Annotated in this window: 11 protein-coding genes and 1 pseudogene; 6 read left to right on the forward strand and 6 right to left on the reverse strand. The window is 41.7% G+C overall.

The genetic code is table 11. The features are described from left to right. Positions 1–68: 68 nt before the first annotated feature. The 5 genes and pseudogenes from mnmE to rpmH all read right to left on the reverse strand — a co-directional run bounded on the left by mnmE (position 69) and on the right by rpmH (position 4,174). Positions 69–1,424, reverse strand: coding sequence for a tRNA uridine-5-carboxymethylaminomethyl(34) synthesis GTPase MnmE (gene mnmE, locus FTV28_RS11985; protein ID WP_179990579.1), 1,356 nt, complete (start codon positions 1,422–1,424; stop codon positions 69–71). A gap of 91 nt (positions 1,425–1,515) precedes the next feature. Further along, positions 1,516–3,279 (reverse strand): membrane protein insertase YidC, encoded by a 1,764-nt coding sequence (yidC, locus tag FTV28_RS11990; protein ID WP_179990581.1) that lies wholly within the window; start codon positions 3,277–3,279, stop codon positions 1,516–1,518. 5 nt (positions 3,280–3,284) lie between these two features. Next, positions 3,285–3,606, reverse strand: a pseudogene (gene yidD, locus FTV28_RS11995) (membrane protein insertion efficiency factor YidD). A 9-nt stretch (positions 3,607–3,615) separates the two neighbouring features. Further along, positions 3,616–4,008, reverse strand: a complete 393-nt coding sequence (gene rnpA, locus FTV28_RS12000; protein WP_096902024.1) for a ribonuclease P protein component — start codon at positions 4,006–4,008, stop codon at positions 3,616–3,618. A gap of 31 nt (positions 4,009–4,039) precedes the next feature. Beyond that, positions 4,040–4,174 carry a 50S ribosomal protein L34 gene (rpmH, locus tag FTV28_RS12005; RefSeq protein WP_000831329.1) on the reverse strand — a complete coding sequence of 45 codons (135 nt, stop codon included), beginning with the start codon at positions 4,172–4,174 and terminating at the stop codon, positions 4,040–4,042. 658 nt (positions 4,175–4,832) lie between these two features. Here rpmH and dnaA point away from each other — a divergent pair. The 5 genes from dnaA to FTV28_RS12030 all read left to right on the forward strand — a co-directional run bounded on the left by dnaA (position 4,833) and on the right by FTV28_RS12030 (position 11,623). Then, positions 4,833–6,209: a chromosomal replication initiator protein DnaA gene (gene dnaA / locus FTV28_RS12010; protein ID WP_168418738.1), complete on the forward strand. Its 1,377-nt coding sequence runs from the start codon at positions 4,833–4,835 to the stop codon at positions 6,207–6,209. Positions 6,210–6,317: 108 nt separating this feature from the next. After that, positions 6,318–7,466: a DNA polymerase III subunit beta gene (gene dnaN / locus FTV28_RS12015; protein ID WP_168418739.1), complete on the forward strand. Its 1,149-nt coding sequence runs from the start codon at positions 6,318–6,320 to the stop codon at positions 7,464–7,466. 37 nt (positions 7,467–7,503) lie between these two features. Then, positions 7,504–8,586, forward strand: coding sequence for a DNA replication/repair protein RecF (gene recF, locus FTV28_RS12020; protein ID WP_179990583.1), 1,083 nt, complete (start codon positions 7,504–7,506; stop codon positions 8,584–8,586). A gap of 44 nt (positions 8,587–8,630) precedes the next feature. Next, positions 8,631–11,099, forward strand: coding sequence for a DNA topoisomerase (ATP-hydrolyzing) subunit B (gene gyrB, locus FTV28_RS12025; protein WP_004969755.1), 2,469 nt, complete (start codon positions 8,631–8,633; stop codon positions 11,097–11,099). Positions 11,100–11,260: 161 nt separating this feature from the next. Beyond that, positions 11,261–11,623, forward strand: coding sequence for a hypothetical protein (locus FTV28_RS12030; protein WP_004969754.1), 363 nt, complete (start codon positions 11,261–11,263; stop codon positions 11,621–11,623). A gap of 457 nt (positions 11,624–12,080) precedes the next feature. Here FTV28_RS12030 and FTV28_RS12035 read toward each other — a convergent pair whose 3' ends face one another. Continuing rightward, the gene (locus tag FTV28_RS12035) at positions 12,081–14,021 is read right to left on the reverse strand and encodes an ATP-binding cassette domain-containing protein (RefSeq protein ID WP_179990585.1); all 1,941 of its coding nucleotides are present in this window, start codon (positions 14,019–14,021) and stop codon (positions 12,081–12,083) included. 387 nt (positions 14,022–14,408) lie between these two features. Between FTV28_RS12035 and FTV28_RS12040 the strand changes: the two genes are divergently transcribed. Continuing rightward, the gene (locus FTV28_RS12040; protein WP_004969750.1) at positions 14,409–15,425 is read left to right on the forward strand and encodes a putative solute-binding protein; all 1,017 of its coding nucleotides are present in this window, start codon (positions 14,409–14,411) and stop codon (positions 15,423–15,425) included. The last annotated feature ends 287 nt before the right edge of the window (positions 15,426–15,712 follow it).

Here is a 15,712-nt window from a genome sequence, read left to right on the forward strand (position 1 = left end):
AAAACTTAATGCTATTTTGTTCACAATGGAACTCATGGAACGTATTGGAATATTATTTGAAATTGAAATTACTTTCCAATACAAAACGATCCAAAAATCTTGCCCAACAAATCATCTGCAGAAAAATCACCTGTAATCTCACCCAAAGCATTCTGCGCAAGACGTAACGACTCAGCGACTAATTCCCCCGCATGATAGACCACCAACTGCTCACGTGCTTCAGCCAAATACTGCTGCGTGCGCTTCATTGCGTCTAAATGACGGGTACGTGCAATAAAGGTATCTTCTTCAGGCTGAAAGCCTGCATGCGCTGTAATCGCCTCTATGAGCGATTGAACACCTGTTTCTTGTTTGGCCGACACAGTAATATGTCTAAACCCTTTAAAATCTGAAATTGCAGCTTGTACACCAGTTAAATCACATTTATTGCCAATCAACATCAAACGCTTCGGTTCAATATGTTCCGCAAAATAATGCTGTGCCAATTGCAACGGATCTTCGTTTTGGCTCAAGTCATAGACCAATAACAATAAATCTGCCTGTTCAATTTCTTTAATCGCACGGCGAATCCCTTCCTGTTCCACAATATCCCCTGTTTCACGCAAGCCTGCAGTATCAGTCAGGGTAATTGGTAAGCCATTCAGGGTAATTTTTTCATGCAATACGTCACGAGTAGTCCCTGCAATATCGGTCACAATCGCACGTTCAATACCCGCCAAGGCATTGAGTAAGGAAGATTTACCTGCATTCGGTTTGCCCGCAATCACCACCTGCAGACCTTCACGCAACAATTGTCCCTGACGCGCAGATTGTTGCACAGCAGTCACCGAAGCAGCCACTTCATCCAGCAAATTAAGGATTTTCCCATCGGCCAAAAAGTCAATTTCTTCTTCAGGAAAATCAATAGCAGCTTCAACATGCAGACGTAAGTGAATTAACTGTTCCAGCACGGTATTCACTTTGGTGGAAAAAGCCCCTTGCAGGGAACGCACTGCAGAACGCGCAGCGGCTTGTGAAGTGGCATCAATTAAATCAGCAATGGCTTCGGCCTGTACCAAATCTAGCTTGCCATTTTCAAAGGCGCGCATCGAAAATTCACCCGCTTTGGCAGCCGTTGCACCGAGTTCCAGTAAACGTGCCAACAGCGCATTTTGAATCACTGGGCCACCATGCCCTTGTAGTTCCACCACATCTTCGCCAGTAAATGAATGAGGATTGGGGAAACAAATCACCAAACCTTCATCCATGACTTCATTGGCTGCATCGTAAAACTGGCGAAAACCTGCATAACGCGCTTTGGGTAAGTCTTTTTGGGTCAATGCTGCGGCAATCGCATAGGCTTTTGGTCCCGACAGGCGAATCACCCCCACACCACCACGGCCAGGTGGAGTCGCGATTGCGGCAATGGTGCTGCGGTTATACATAAAATTCACCTAAAACTTTCAAAATATATGCAAAGAAAAATCCGCCTAAGATTACCATCTTAAGCGGATTTATTCAGCAGCTCAGCCATACTTAATTGACTGGAGTTGCCTCTTCTCGTTTAGCGCGGTCTTTTTCAACACTTTTGTTGATCAAGCTTTGCTGCAAAATCGTAATCAAGTTGTTGACAATCCAGTACAGAACTAGACCTGCAGGGAAGAACAATAAGAATACGGTAAATACCACAGGCATAATGCGGAAGATTTTTGCCTGCATTGGATCTGTTGGCTGTGGGTTCAACATTTGTTGAACATACATGGTCACACCCATCAACAATGGCAAGATAAACCAAGGGTCCATTGCCGATAAGTCTTGAATCCAACCTAACCACGGTGCATGGCGTAACTCTACCGATTCCATCAATACCCAGTACAAGGCAAGGAAAATTGGCATTTGTAGTAACAATGGCAAACAACCTGACAGTGGATTCACTTGTTCACGTTTATAAAGTGCCATCATTTCTTGCGAGAAACGCATACGGTCTTCGCCAAATTCTTCTTTCATGCGCTGCATTTCTGGTGCAATCACACGCATTTTCGCCATAGAACGATAGCTCTTAGACGATAACGGCCAAAGAATCAGTTTGACAAGAACGGTTAATAAGATGATTGACCAACCCCAGTTGCCCACTAAACCATGGAAGAATTGCAAACCAATAAACAATAATTTTGCAATTGGCCATAACCAGCCATAATCCACAGTTTGGTTCAAACCTGTCGCCAAATCTTTCAATTCAGACTGAATTTTTGGACCAGAGTAGAAGGTCGCATCAACTTCTGCCACCGTACCTGCAGGGACATTAATGGTTGGCGAGGTAAAACCAATGATGTTCATTTCATCGCTAGATTTACGTGATTCCAACTTCGCAGCGTACGGTTGACCATCGGCTTGTGTCAGTTTTAATTGACCAGGCACCCATGCACTCACGAAATAGTGCTGTACCACAGCCACCCAACCGCCTGTTGCATCAACACTCAGTTTTTCTTCATTGAAGTTGTCAAATTTCAGCTTGTTGTAGTGCTCATCAGGCGTACCCCATGCACCACCCAGGAACGTTCCCAAAGTAAAAATACCTTGGTCTGACTTACCAGGATCATCTGAATTGTCACGTTTGATCTGACCAAACATCTGACCTTGCCAGTTTTGCTTACTGCGGTTAATCACTTTGTGATTGACCAATACAGGGTATTCACCCGCAGTAAAACTAAAGGTCTTGATGATTTCAACGCCATCTGCAGTTTTATACACCATTGGTACAGTTAAAGTCTTAACTGTTTCACCGGCTTTATTTTTGCTGTCTTTGGCATCGGCTAAGCTATAGTTTGATTTTTCAATTTCATAGCTTGGACGACCATTACGACTACTGTCTGGACCATTCAACCCGATTAACCCAGATTGCGCGACATAAGTGCGCTTAGCGTCGCTTTCCAGCATCACGAAAGGATCGTCACTGTCTTTATTCTTGTCATGATTGAGTAATTCAACACGAACAATATCACCACCTTTAGGATTAATCCAAAGATGATAAAGGTCAGTTTGTACTGAAATAAGCTGCTGACTTACAGGTGCTGTGGCATCGGTTGTTTGCTGTGCAGGAATATTTGCTTGCGGTACATCAGAAGCTGCTGTAGCCGTTTGGCCATTCGGCAAATCTGCAGACACTTCATGTGAGACAACGGCAGTTTGTTGCTGCGGTGCTGTTTCAGCATTTCCATAATCTTTTTGCCACGCCAAAATGAGCAAATATGCGACGACAAACATGGCCCCGAGAATTGCAAACCTGGCCCATTGTTGCATATCTATTACCCCAAGTGGTTAGAGTGATTTTTGGTTCAATAAACGATCACGAAAGGGTACAGTAATGTGATGCGTTTGAGAATCTATTTGCTGAAATGAAATAAAACGAATGACTTTTGGCGGCACTGGGTCATAACCTGAACCACCCCACGGATGACAACGACAAATACGTTTTGTAGCCAGCCACACACCACTCACAGCACCATGGCTATGTACTGCTTCCAAAGCATATTGAGAACAAGTTGGAATATAACGACAGCGCGGGCCCAATAACGGACTAATCGCGATCTGATAGAAACGTATCAACCAATGCAGTAAACGTACCATTGGCCATCTCTACTTTTGTGGGGAGGGAGCTATTTTTGAATGCTTTTTGGCAAGACGTTGCAACTTTTGCCAAGCAAATTGTAATTGCTGATGCAATTCCGCATTAGATACAGTGTCAATCCCGACTTTGGGCATTACCACAATATCCAAGTCATTTAATTGCTGTTGATGCAAGCGAAAGCTTTCGCGAGCAAGTCGTTTTACTCGATTTCGTTCGTGTGCACGACGCACTTTCTTTTTTGCAACGACAAGACCCAAACGGCTATTTGGCAGTTCGGAATGTTTTGCAAGAAATAAGAAATGGGGTTGATGCACTTTAAAAAGCGCACCATCAAACACACCTTTATAATCGGCAGCACAGCGTAATCTCAACTCTGTGCTGAAGCCATAAAGTGTTGTCATAACACCCAAAAGTCGGTTCAGCGTGACTGTATTAAACAGTTAAGCTGTGACGACCTTTTGCACGACGGCGAGCTAATACTTGACGACCAGCTTTAGTAGCCATACGAGCACGGAAACCATGAACGCGCTTACGCTTTAATTCAGATGGTTGAAATGTACGTTTCATATCGAAACTCCAAAAATGATCTTTCTATAAAGGTCCGCGATTTTAGTGCTCATCGCTTGAGCTGTCAATGAAAAACACGTTTTCTTATTAAATAAGCCTTAATTTTTCATTCAACTTACTTTTGCCAGCGTGTTCAGTTTTTTTGGTAATTTTAAAATATACACAAGATAAATATTTGTTTATGCTTGACTAATAAGTTATTAACAGTATTATTCACATAATTATCCACAAGTTTATTCGCTTTTAATTTATGGCTGTTGTTTTGAATTTAAATTTAAACCATAGCTGAATTATCCACAGCAGCTTGCGCTCTTATAAATAAATTCAAATTTATAAATTTAAATTTATTACTATTAGGACAGTATTTTTCTGTGGGAAAGCCACTTTTTATATAATAAAACAATGAGATGTATTGTGGATATCTGTGTTTTTATAAGTTTAATACTTTGTGGATAACTTTATGTTATATTTTATCCACATCTTGCGGATAAACTTATCCACACCACGATATAAATTTAAATTCAGGTTTGATGATTTCTTTTTTGAGCAATTTTGCTGATTTTGTCATGACAGATGTGGATAACTTGGTTAGAATGGCGACCCGCTCAGGCGGTCTAGGTAAGTTTTAAATTTAAAATGGATTGAATAGGGGTTTCACATGCTTTGGACGGACTGCTTAAATCGCTTGCGACAAGAGCTCTCTGGAAATGTCTTTACAATGTGGATTCGCCCATTGGTGGCAGAAGAAGTTGAAGATACATTAAAACTTTATGCGCCTAATCCTTATTGGACACGCTACATTCAAGAGCATCATCTCGAGTTAATTGCTATTTTGGCCGAACAACTGTCTGAAGGACGGGTGCGTAAGGTTGAAATTTTGGTCGATTCACGTCCAGGTGCAATTTTATCTGCCAGTGAACAACCTGCTACCACTACAGCTGCGCTGGAATCTGCGCCTGTGCCTATTGCAAAACCTAAGCGCGAAAAAGAAGAGTCTTCTGCAAAGAGTCGTAAACGCCAGTTAAATCCGTTATTCACCTTTTCTTTGTTTGTAGAAGGTCGTTCTAACCAAATGGCTGCGGAAACCTGTCGCAAGGTTTTGACCCAGTTGGGGGCATCTCAGCATAACCCGTTATTTTTGTATGGCCCTACAGGTTTGGGTAAGACCCACTTAATGCAAGCAGTGGGTAATGCTTTGTTGCAAGCCAAACCCAATGCTCGGGTCATGTATATGACTGCAGAAAGTTTTGTGCAGGACTTTGTCAGCTCTTTGCAGCAAGGTAAAGTTGAAGAATTCAAGAAAAACTGTCGTTCTTTAGATTTATTGTTGGTCGATGACATCCATTTACTGGCTGGTAAAGAAGCCAGTTTGGTCGAGTTTTTCTATACTTTTAACGCATTACTCGATGAATCTAAACAGATTATTTTAACCTCAGACCGTTATCCAAAAGAATTAACTGAATTGGATGCTCGTTTGGTGTCACGTTTTTCGTGGGGCTTGTCTGTAGGGGTTGAACCACCCGATATTGAAACCCGTATTGAAATTTTATTAAAGAAAGCCGAAAGCAGTGCAGTAGATTTACCACGTAATTGTGCTTTATTTATTGCTCAACAGGTGGTGGCGAACGTTCGTGAATTAGAGGGCGCCTTGAATAAAGTCGTCGCCATTTCACGTTTTAAAGGCACACCTATTGATCTAGATGTGGTTCGTGAATCTTTAAAAGACGTTTTAGCAATTCGTGCGCGTACCATCAGCACAGAAAATATTCAGCGTGTGGTGAGTGAGTATTTCCGTATTCCTTTAAAAGAATTGGTGGGGCCAAAACGTACACGTATTTATGCACGTCCACGTCAGTTGGCGATGGGCTTAGCGCGTGAACTCACAGGTGATAGTTTCCCAGAAATTGGTATGGCATTTGGTGGGCGTGATCACAGTACCGTGATGCATGCCTGCGAAAAAGTACAAAGCCTGCGTGAAGAAGATCCAATCTTTAACGAAGACTATAAAAACCTGCAACGCTTGTTGCAAAGTTGACCGAATTTGCTCAAATTCTGTTCTTGCCATGCGGCAGCTTTTGCCGCATAGTACACTGCTAAAAAATCTATTTTATTCTCCAATCTTCAGTTGTTAGAGGAATGCACCGTGCGTTTAAAAATCGCGAAAGAAAGCTTACTGAATGTTCTGTCACATGTCGTAGGAGCGGTTGAACGTCGCCATACCTTAAATATTTTATCTAATGTCAAAGTACAGGTGACAGAGCAAGCGCTTACCATTACAGGTTCAGACTTAGAAGTTGAATTGGTGGCTAGTACTCAATTGGCAGAAGGTGCATGTTTGCAAGCAGGGGAAACCACAGTACCTGCACGTAAACTCATGGATATTTGTAAATCTTTGCCAAGCGCAGCTTTAATTGATTTACAAATCACTGAAGATCAGCGTTGTATTTTAAAATCAGGCAATAGCCGCTTTGTATTGGGCACTTTGCCTGCAGAAGATTATCCGTTATTGGCCACTGAAAATGCTCAAGGCACACAAGTGACGGTGACCGAGCGTGAATTAAAACGTCTGTTTGAAAAAACTGCGTTTGCGATGGCGGTGCAAGATGTTCGTTTTTATTTAACAGGGACTTTACTTGAAATTGATGAAAATCAATTACGTGCAGTAACCACAGATGGTCACCGTTTGGCTTTATGTGAAACGGTGGCATCTTCTACGGCTACGCAGTTAATTCAAGCAATTGTGCCGCGTAAGGCAGTGGCTGAATTGCAACGTTTACTTAGCATTGAAGATGAGCAATTGGCGTTGTTAATTGGTCGTGAATTGTTAAACGTAACCATTCGTACCCCAAGCCGTGACAAAGAACAAGCGGATATTACCGTGCGTTTCACCACAAAACTGATTGATGGTAAATTCCCAGATTATCGTCGTGTGATTCCTCGTGGTGGCGACAAAAACGTGCTGATTGCACATGATGTTTTTAAACAGTCTTTACAGCGTGTTGCGATTTTAAGTAATGAAAAATTACGTGGCGTATTTCTGAACTTTAGTGCAGACACTTTGCAGTTACGCGCCAATAACCCAGAACAAGATGAAGCCATTGAAGATTTAGCGATTCAATACGCTGACTCACCGTTAGAAATGTCTTTTAACGCGCAATATTTATTAGATGTTTTGGGCGCATTAGATGGTGATGATGTTTCTATGACCATGACTGAAGCCAATCAGTCAGTATTGGTACAAGACCCAGCGCATCAAGATCAAACTTATGTTGTAATGCCAATGCGTGTTTAAGCGAGTCGTGTATTCAAAAAAATAATTTAGCTGAATCATGCATATTACGCGTTTACATATAGAGCGTGTTCGGAACTTAAAAGCGGTTGCACTTCATGAGTTGCAGCCGTTTAATGTCTTTTACGGGCAAAATGGCTCAGGAAAAACTTCTATTTTAGAGGCGGTTCATTTACTTGCCACAGGCCGCTCTTTTCGTACCCATATTCCAAAAAATTATATTCAGAACAGCAGCCAAGATGCGATTGTATTTGCCCAGTCTTTGACAGAAAAAATTGGTATGCAAAAAATGGCTTCAGGTGAGCAGTTGATTAAAGTCAATGGTGACCCTGTTGCAACTCAAGGTCAGCTGGCTAAGATTTTACCTTTGCAATTGATTGATCCACTCAGTACCGAAATTATTGACCATGGGGCCAAACCACGGCGTCAGTTGCTGGACTGGTTGATGTTCCACGTGGAACCAGAATTTTATCATGCATGGCAATACTATTCCCGTGCCTTAAAACAACGCAATAGCCTACTCAAATCTCAACGTCATTTAAGTCTGTCTGATCTAGAGCCGTGGAACAAAATGCTCAGTGATTATGGGGAGATTTTGCATCGGCAACGGGTTGGTGTTATGGAGCAATGGCAACAGTTTTTTGCTCAGGACTTGCAGCAGTTATTGCCAGATTTAGAGATTCGTCTGGAATATAGCGCAGGCTTTCATACCGATACGGGCTTGCTGAATGATCTGTGCAATTATCATCAAAAAGATTTAGAGCGTCGTTATACCGAATACGGCCCGCACCGTGCCGATTTACGCCTAAAAACCCCAATGGGTGATGCCGATGTGGTGCTGTCACGTGGGCAGAAAAAGCTATTGATTATGGCATTAAAACTGTCACAGATTGCAATGCTGCATGCGTCTAATAAGGAAACTGTGGTATTATTAGATGATCTGACAGCAGAATTAGATTTAAGCGCACAACAACGTTTAATTGAACGATTAAGCCAATTGGGTAGTCAAGTTTTTATTACCACTTTAGATCATCAATCCGTGCAACAACACTTACAAGCGTTGTCGATTCCTTATCGCTTATTTCAGGTCGATCACGGAACGGTGCAGGCTGTTGAGCAATAATTTTTTTATCTTTGGATAGACCTATTTTTCACTAGGGAGAAACCATGAGTTCAGAAGATCAATCTGTCTCTACTACAGAACAAACCAATGAAAAGGCTTATGATTCCTCTAGTATCAAAGTATTGCGTGGCCTAGATGCTGTTCGTAAACGCCCAGGCATGTATATCGGTGATACAGATGATGGTACAGGTTTGCATCACATGGTGTTCGAGGTAGTCGATAACGCTATTGATGAAGCTTTGGCGGGTCATTGTGATGAAATTTTGGTGACTATCCATGAAGATGAATCTGTCAGCGTATCTGACAATGGTCGTGGTATCCCAACCGATATTCACCCTGAAGAAGGTGTCTCTGCAGCAGAGGTCATTCTGACCATTCTGCACGCAGGTGGTAAGTTTGATGACAACAGTTATAAAGTGTCGGGCGGTTTGCACGGCGTTGGTGTGTCGGTGGTCAATGCTTTATCGAGTAAACTTGAATTAACGATTAAACGCGCGGGTCAAATTCACCAACAGGAATACCGCCATGGTGATCCACAATATCCTTTAAAAGTAGTGGGCGACACTGAGCAATCAGGCACGACTGTGCGTTTTTGGCCAAGTGCTGAAACCTTTAGCCAAACCATTTTTAACGTAGATATTTTGGCGCGTCGCTTGCGTGAACTGTCTTTCTTAAACGCGGGCGTGCGTATTGTACTGCGTGATGAACGTGTCAATTTAGAACATATTTTTGACTATGAAGGTGGTTTGTCTGAATTTGTGAAATATATCAATGCAGGCAAAACCCATCTGAATGAAATTTTCCATTTCACGACACAGGCTGAAAACGGGATTACCGTAGAAGTTGCTTTGCAGTGGAATGATTCTTATCAGGAAAACGTACGTTGCTTTACCAATAACATTCCACAAAAAGACGGTGGAACGCACTTGGCAGGCTTCCGTGCTGCGCTAACCCGTGGGTTAAACAACTACATGGAAAGCGAAAATATCCTGAAAAAAGAAAAAGTCGTGGTGTCGGGTGATGATGCACGTGAAGGTTTAACCGCGATTGTGTCGGTCAAAGTGCCAGATCCAAAATTCTCATCACAGACCAAAGAAAAATTGGTATCGAGTGAAGTGAAACCTGCTGTTGAGCAGGCCATGAATAAATCTTTCTCTGAATATTTATTGGAAAATCCACAAGCGGCAAAATCCATTGCGGGTAAAATTATTGATGCAGCGCGTGCCCGTGATGCGGCGCGTAAAGCCCGTGAAATGACGCGCCGCAAGAGTGCTTTGGATATTGCAGGTTTGCCTGGTAAATTGGCTGACTGTCAGGAAAAAGACCCTGCATTATCTGAATTATATCTAGTCGAGGGTGACTCTGCAGGTGGTTCGGCTAAACAAGGTCGTAACCGTAAAATGCAGGCAATTTTGCCACTGAAAGGTAAAATCCTGAACGTGGAACGTGCCCGTTTTGACAAGATGATTTCATCGGCAGAAGTAGGTACTTTAATTACCGCTTTGGGCTGTGGTATTGGTCGTGAAGAATATAACCCAGACAAACTGCGTTATCACAAAATCATCATCATGACCGATGCTGACGTAGATGGTTCACACATTCGTACCTTGCTATTGACCTTCTTCTTCCGTCAAATGCCAGAATTGGTTGAGCGTGGTCATATTTATATCGCACAGCCACCATTGTATAAGCTGAAAAAAGGCAAGCAGGAACAATACATCAAAGATAACGATGCTTTAGAAACCTATTTAATTTCTAATGCGATTGATGAATTGGAGCTGCATGTGAGTGCTGATGCACCTGCAATTCGTGGTGAGGCTTTAGCCAAAGTCATTGCTGATTATCAAACTTCACAAAAGAGTTTGAGCCGTTTAACGCTGCGTTATCCTGCAAGTCTGTTGGATGGTTTATTAGAATTAGATGCCTTTAAAATTGATCAAGCAGCAGATCAGGCGTATGTACAACAATGGGGCGAGCAATTACGTCAAAGCATTGAACGATTACAACCAAGTTTGCGTCCTGAATTAAGCATCGAACAGTTTGAAAAAGAAGATGCGGATGGTCAAAAATCTGCAACGTATTGGCCACGAATCACGGTATATGTGCACAACTTGCCACATACCTATTTGCTAGACACAGGTTTGCTGGGTTCAGCTGAATATGCACGTTTGCTGAAAAATTCAAAAAGCTGGTTTACGCTGCTTGAAGAAGGTGCGTATTTGGAAAAAGGCGAACGTAAAATTACGGTCAACAATTTCCATCAAGTGTGGCAACACATTTTGCAGGACTCGCGTCGCGGCATGATGATTCAGCGCTATAAAGGTTTGGGTGAGATGAATGCGGAACAACTTTGGGAAACCACGATGGACCCAGAAAACCGCAATATGTTGCAAGTCACCATTGATGATGCCATTGAAGCAGACCGCATGTTCTCTTGCTTAATGGGCGATGATGTAGAACCACGTCGTGCCTTTATTGAAGAAAATGCCTTAAATGCAGATATTGACGCTTAATTCGTCCAAATCATCCGCATAACCATAAGCACTCTACGGAGTGCTTTTTTATGTTTGGCTTTTGTTGTTGTCGTGATTCATCCAAATAACTTTTATAAAACTGACTTATTGTTCTGTCATGCTGAGCTACATTAAGCCAAAAATATAGGAGAATCATTAAGATGGATAATCAATTAGAACAAGCACGTGATGCATGGGTGAATGCTTTTTTTACTGGCAATGTGGAGCTGTTAGCACACTATGAAGATGAAGATTTTAAAGTCGTTTATACGGCAGAATCACGTGTGGAAAATCGTGAAACACGTTATGCCAACATTCAGCATGCAGTGAATAATGGTGTCTGGAAACCGATCAAACCGAATGTTGAATTAGAAGAATATGAGTTTGATCGTGAGCAGGTTAACTGTCGGATTCAAATTGGTTTGGCGGATGATCAAGGGTATATTCAAGAAATCTGGCGCTATATTCAGGGCTGGAAAATACAAGAATTATGTATTAGCAAAGCAAAAATTACTGCCGAGTAGCAGCGATTTTCTGTGAATCACTGAGATTCAATGACTCAAAATAACCATGAAAGAATGGATTGATTTGGCTTTAATTAGAGTTTTGAATTTAAAATAACAGTTAGTTTGAGTTGTGGATAACTAAGTTTTTTGCTTTTAAATTTAAATTGTAGATTTTGAATTTAAAAATCACACTGAGTTTTAAATTCAAAACTTCTTGCTTGGTAGCTATGCTGTCTTACTTTTATTCAGGGTGGGGGGTGTCATACAACTATGCTGTGGTGCAAGATTGATAAGTAAAAATAAACAAACGCAGAGAGTGACTTAAATTTCTTTGCGTGGTTATTGTGAAGATAAACTAAAGATTAAAACTATTACGAATGTGTCTTATAAGTATGGAATATACACAATGCATATTCTACGAAATATGATGAGATTTAACCCTATTTAGCATAGCGTTAAAATCTCATCGGTATGGCTATTCAAAGCTACTTTCGAGTTCTTCCAATTCCATCATCAATTCAAGCATTTGTTCTTCTGCCTGCGCCAATTTGGTTTTCAGATCATTTTGCTCATTCATGAGTTTGAGCAAATCATCTTTACGGTTGGCATCGTAAAGGGCAGGATCTGCCAGTTCGGTTTCAATTTCAGTCAGACGCGGTTGAATTTTTTCAATTTGCGCTTCGTATTTTTCAATATTTTTACGAATAGGGCGAGTTTGTTCACGGCGTTGTGCTGCCAGTTTGCGTTGAGCTTCTTTATCTACTTTGACTAGGTTAGTCTTGTTCTCAACCACTGGACTTGGATTGGATGGAGCTGTGTTGGATGTACCTTGCTTAAGCATGTCTGCACGAGCTTGGCGTAACCATTGGGCATAATCTTGTAAATCGCCTTCAAATTCTGTGCATTGTCCTGCATGAACCAAGAGTAAGTCATCGCAGACACTGGCAATTAATTGACGTTCGTGTGACACCAATACCACTGCACCTTCATAATCCTGTAATGCTATGGTTAAGGCATGTCGCATATCTAAGTCTAAATGGTTGGTCGGTTCGTCCAGAATCAGTACGTTAGGACGTTGCCAGACAATTAAAGCCAAAGCCAAACGTGCACGTTCACCTCCTGAAAAACTTTCACAAGGCGTGTCCATACGTTCGCCACTAAAACCAAAACTGCCTAAAAAGGCGCGTAAAGTGGCTTCGCTGATTTTTTTATCGGCAATGCGTGCCAGTTGTAGCATCGGGCTGGCGCTATCATCCAAAGCATCCATTTGATGCTGTGCAAAATAGCCAATATTGAGTAATTCTGAGGCTTTGCGAGTACCTGCCAATAACGCCAATTCACCCACTAAGGATTTAATTAAGGTCGATTTACCTGCGCCGTTCATCCCCAATAAACCAATACGACTGGTCGGGGTAATTTGTAGGTTAATTTTGCTGGCAATCACTTTGTCTGCATAACCAATGCTGACGTGTTCCAAGGTCAGTAAGGGTGAACTCATTTTGGTCGGTTCACGGAAACTGAAGGTAAATGGTGTATCTACATGCGCAGGGGCAAGCAATTGCATACGTTCCAATTGTTTGATACGGCTTTGTGCCTGCCGTGCTTTGGTGGCTTTGGCTTTAAAGCGATCAATATATTTTTGTAAATGTGCACGGGTTTCTAATTGTTTTTCATACGCTTGTTGATGTTGTGCCAAGCGTTCACTGCGTGTGGTTTCAAAGGTTGAATAATTGCCTGTATATAAAGTCAGTTCACTATTTTCAATATGTAAAATATGATCGGTAATGGCATCTAAAAAATCACGGTCATGGGAAATCAGCACCAAAGTTCCCGCATAGGCTTTAAGCCAGTCTTCTAACCATAAAATTGCATCTAAGTCTAAGTGGTTGGTTGGTTCGTCCAGTAATAATAATTCGGAGCGACTCATTAAGGTACGCGCCAAATTTAAACGCATGCGCCATCCACCAGAAAAACTACTGACCGCCAAGCTGTTTTGATGTTCCATAAAACCTAAACCTGCCATCAGTTGTGCGGCTTTGGCGGGTGCGGTATAGCCATGAATTTCATCAAAACGACCATGCAAATGTGCAAGTTGGTCATTATTTAATTGTTCAGGATGTTGCAGTTGTTGTTGAATGTTCCAGTATTCTTCATCACCCGACAGCACAAAATCAATCGCAGGCAAATCCAATGCTTTAACTTCCTGTGCCATGTGCGCCACAGTCCAGCCTTGCGGACGGCTCAACGTACCTTCGTCTGGGGTTAAACTACCTAAAAGCGCAGCAAATAAACTGGATTTTCCTGCACCATTGACACCTGTAAGACCGACTTTCCAGCCTGGATGGATTTGCATAGACGCTTTTTGAAATAAAACACGTCCACCGCGGCGTAAAGAAACTTGGTCAAGTTGAATCATGGTGTTTACTGGTCACAACAAAAGTTGGGCATATTCTAATGGAAGCCCACCAGAAAACAAAAATAAGCCCAGTTTTATTTGTGATTTGCGAAAAATCTCTCTTGTGATGTTTAAAAATTATGATCTAACAACAGGCTTTTTTTATGACTTTGTAAACAAGCACAAAATACGTGCATGTTGGAAATGATCTTTATTTTGATCTAAATCTATAAAATATAAGTGAATTATGAAATAAAAATGATCGCTTAAATAAGGCAGTATAAGGTTTTGGCAGAATTGACAGATGAAATTCGAGTAAATGCTCTATTTTTTTAATTTGAACTTGCTTAATATTTGTTTCGTGTACGGACACTCAAAAATAAAAAAATCTGTAGAAGGATCGAAACAATGAAAAAAATATGGGTCAGCGCAACATTGACAGCATTCGCAGCGATCGGTTTCAGTGCTCAGGCGCAAGCAGCAAAAGTAGATGTATGTGTCTTTGACTTACTGGGTAAGTCAGGTGAATCTTTTCAGATGGCACAAGAGTGGGCGCTAGCAGCAAAAGGCTGGGGTGCAGAAGTCAATTTAATTCCACGTCAGGATGAAGCTGTCGCAGACAATGATTTTAAAGCAGGCAAATGTGATGGGGTATTTATGACCGCCATGCGTGCTCGCCAATACAATAAATTTGCAGGCTCGATTGATGCTTTAGGTGGTGCGCCAAGTAATGCGATTGCACAACGTGCCATCAGCTTTGCTTTAGATCAACGTAATGCAGCGAAAATGGTTACCAATTTAGGTGGCAAGAAATATGAAGTTGCGGGTATTTCACCTTTAGGTTCGGCCTTTATTTTTGTGCGCGACAAGAACATCAGCTCGATTGAAAAAGCAGCAGGGAAAAAGTTTGCGGTATTGGGCTATGACGATGCACAAAAAATTATGGTGCAGCGTGTAGGTGCGCAAGCTGTCATTTCTGATGTATCTAACTTTGTGGCGAAATTTAACAATGGTCAGGTCGATATGGTCGGTGCGCCTGCCTATGCGTACAAACCTTTAGAAATCTACAAGGGTTTAGGCAATAACGGGGCGATGTTTAACTTCCCTGTATTACAAGTGACCGCAGACTTTGTGATTCGCCCTGAACAATTCCCTGCGGGCTTTGGGCAAAAATCACGAGATTGGTTTGTAAAAAATCTGCCTAAAGCGATGAGTATGATTAATCGTTTAGAAGGTGAAATTCCAGCCAAATATAAAATGAACTTGAGCGCAGAAGATAAAACTAAATATCAAAAAATGCTACGTGATGGACGTATGGATATGACCAAACGCGGTATTTATGACCCTGCCATGATGAGTGTGTTAAAACGCGCTCGTTGTTCTGTCGAAAAAACCAATTTTGAATGTTCACTTGGTGGTGAATAGATTGATTTTTAATAAAAAGCCGAGGGTCTGTTGATATTTCATAAATGGCTTGCGCTGTAGGCTAAAACTGAGCAGATCAGGCATGAAACGTAGGGAATAGTGGGTCTATTGCCAAGTTTCATAACGCAATCTGAGAAAGTTTTAGCCACAGTCCTTCGGAACGAGCATATTTTTTGCTGCTATTGCGTTATGAGTCAGTCATTTAGAATGACTAAATTTCCTGCCTCATGCCTTATATCAGCTAAAAAACCTTGCGAGATATATCTCTCACGTCGCAAACATAGACG

It is taken from the genome of Acinetobacter sp. YH12252, assembly GCF_013417365.1.
GTDB lineage: Bacteria > Pseudomonadota > Gammaproteobacteria > Pseudomonadales > Moraxellaceae > Acinetobacter > Acinetobacter towneri.

Coding starts and splice junctions, on each gene's coding strand:
- rpmH (WP_000831329.1), bottom strand. CDS start 4,174: ATGAAACGTACATTTCAACCATCTGAATTAAAGCGTAAGCGCGTTCAT.
- FTV28_RS12035 (WP_179990585.1), bottom strand. CDS start 14,021: ATGATTCAACTTGACCAAGTTTCTTTACGCCGCGGTGGACGTGTTTTA.
- FTV28_RS12030 (WP_004969754.1), top strand. CDS start 11,261: ATGGATAATCAATTAGAACAAGCACGTGATGCATGGGTGAATGCTTTT.
- dnaA (WP_168418738.1), top strand. CDS start 4,833: ATGCTTTGGACGGACTGCTTAAATCGCTTGCGACAAGAGCTCTCTGGA.
- yidC (WP_179990581.1), bottom strand. CDS start 3,279: ATGCAACAATGGGCCAGGTTTGCAATTCTCGGGGCCATGTTTGTCGTC.
- recF (WP_179990583.1), top strand. CDS start 7,504: ATGCATATTACGCGTTTACATATAGAGCGTGTTCGGAACTTAAAAGCG.
- FTV28_RS12040 (WP_004969750.1), top strand. CDS start 14,409: ATGAAAAAAATATGGGTCAGCGCAACATTGACAGCATTCGCAGCGATC.
- mnmE (WP_179990579.1), bottom strand. CDS start 1,424: ATGTATAACCGCAGCACCATTGCCGCAATCGCGACTCCACCTGGCCGT.
- gyrB (WP_004969755.1), top strand. CDS start 8,631: ATGAGTTCAGAAGATCAATCTGTCTCTACTACAGAACAAACCAATGAA.
- rnpA (WP_096902024.1), bottom strand. CDS start 4,008: ATGACAACACTTTATGGCTTCAGCACAGAGTTGAGATTACGCTGTGCT.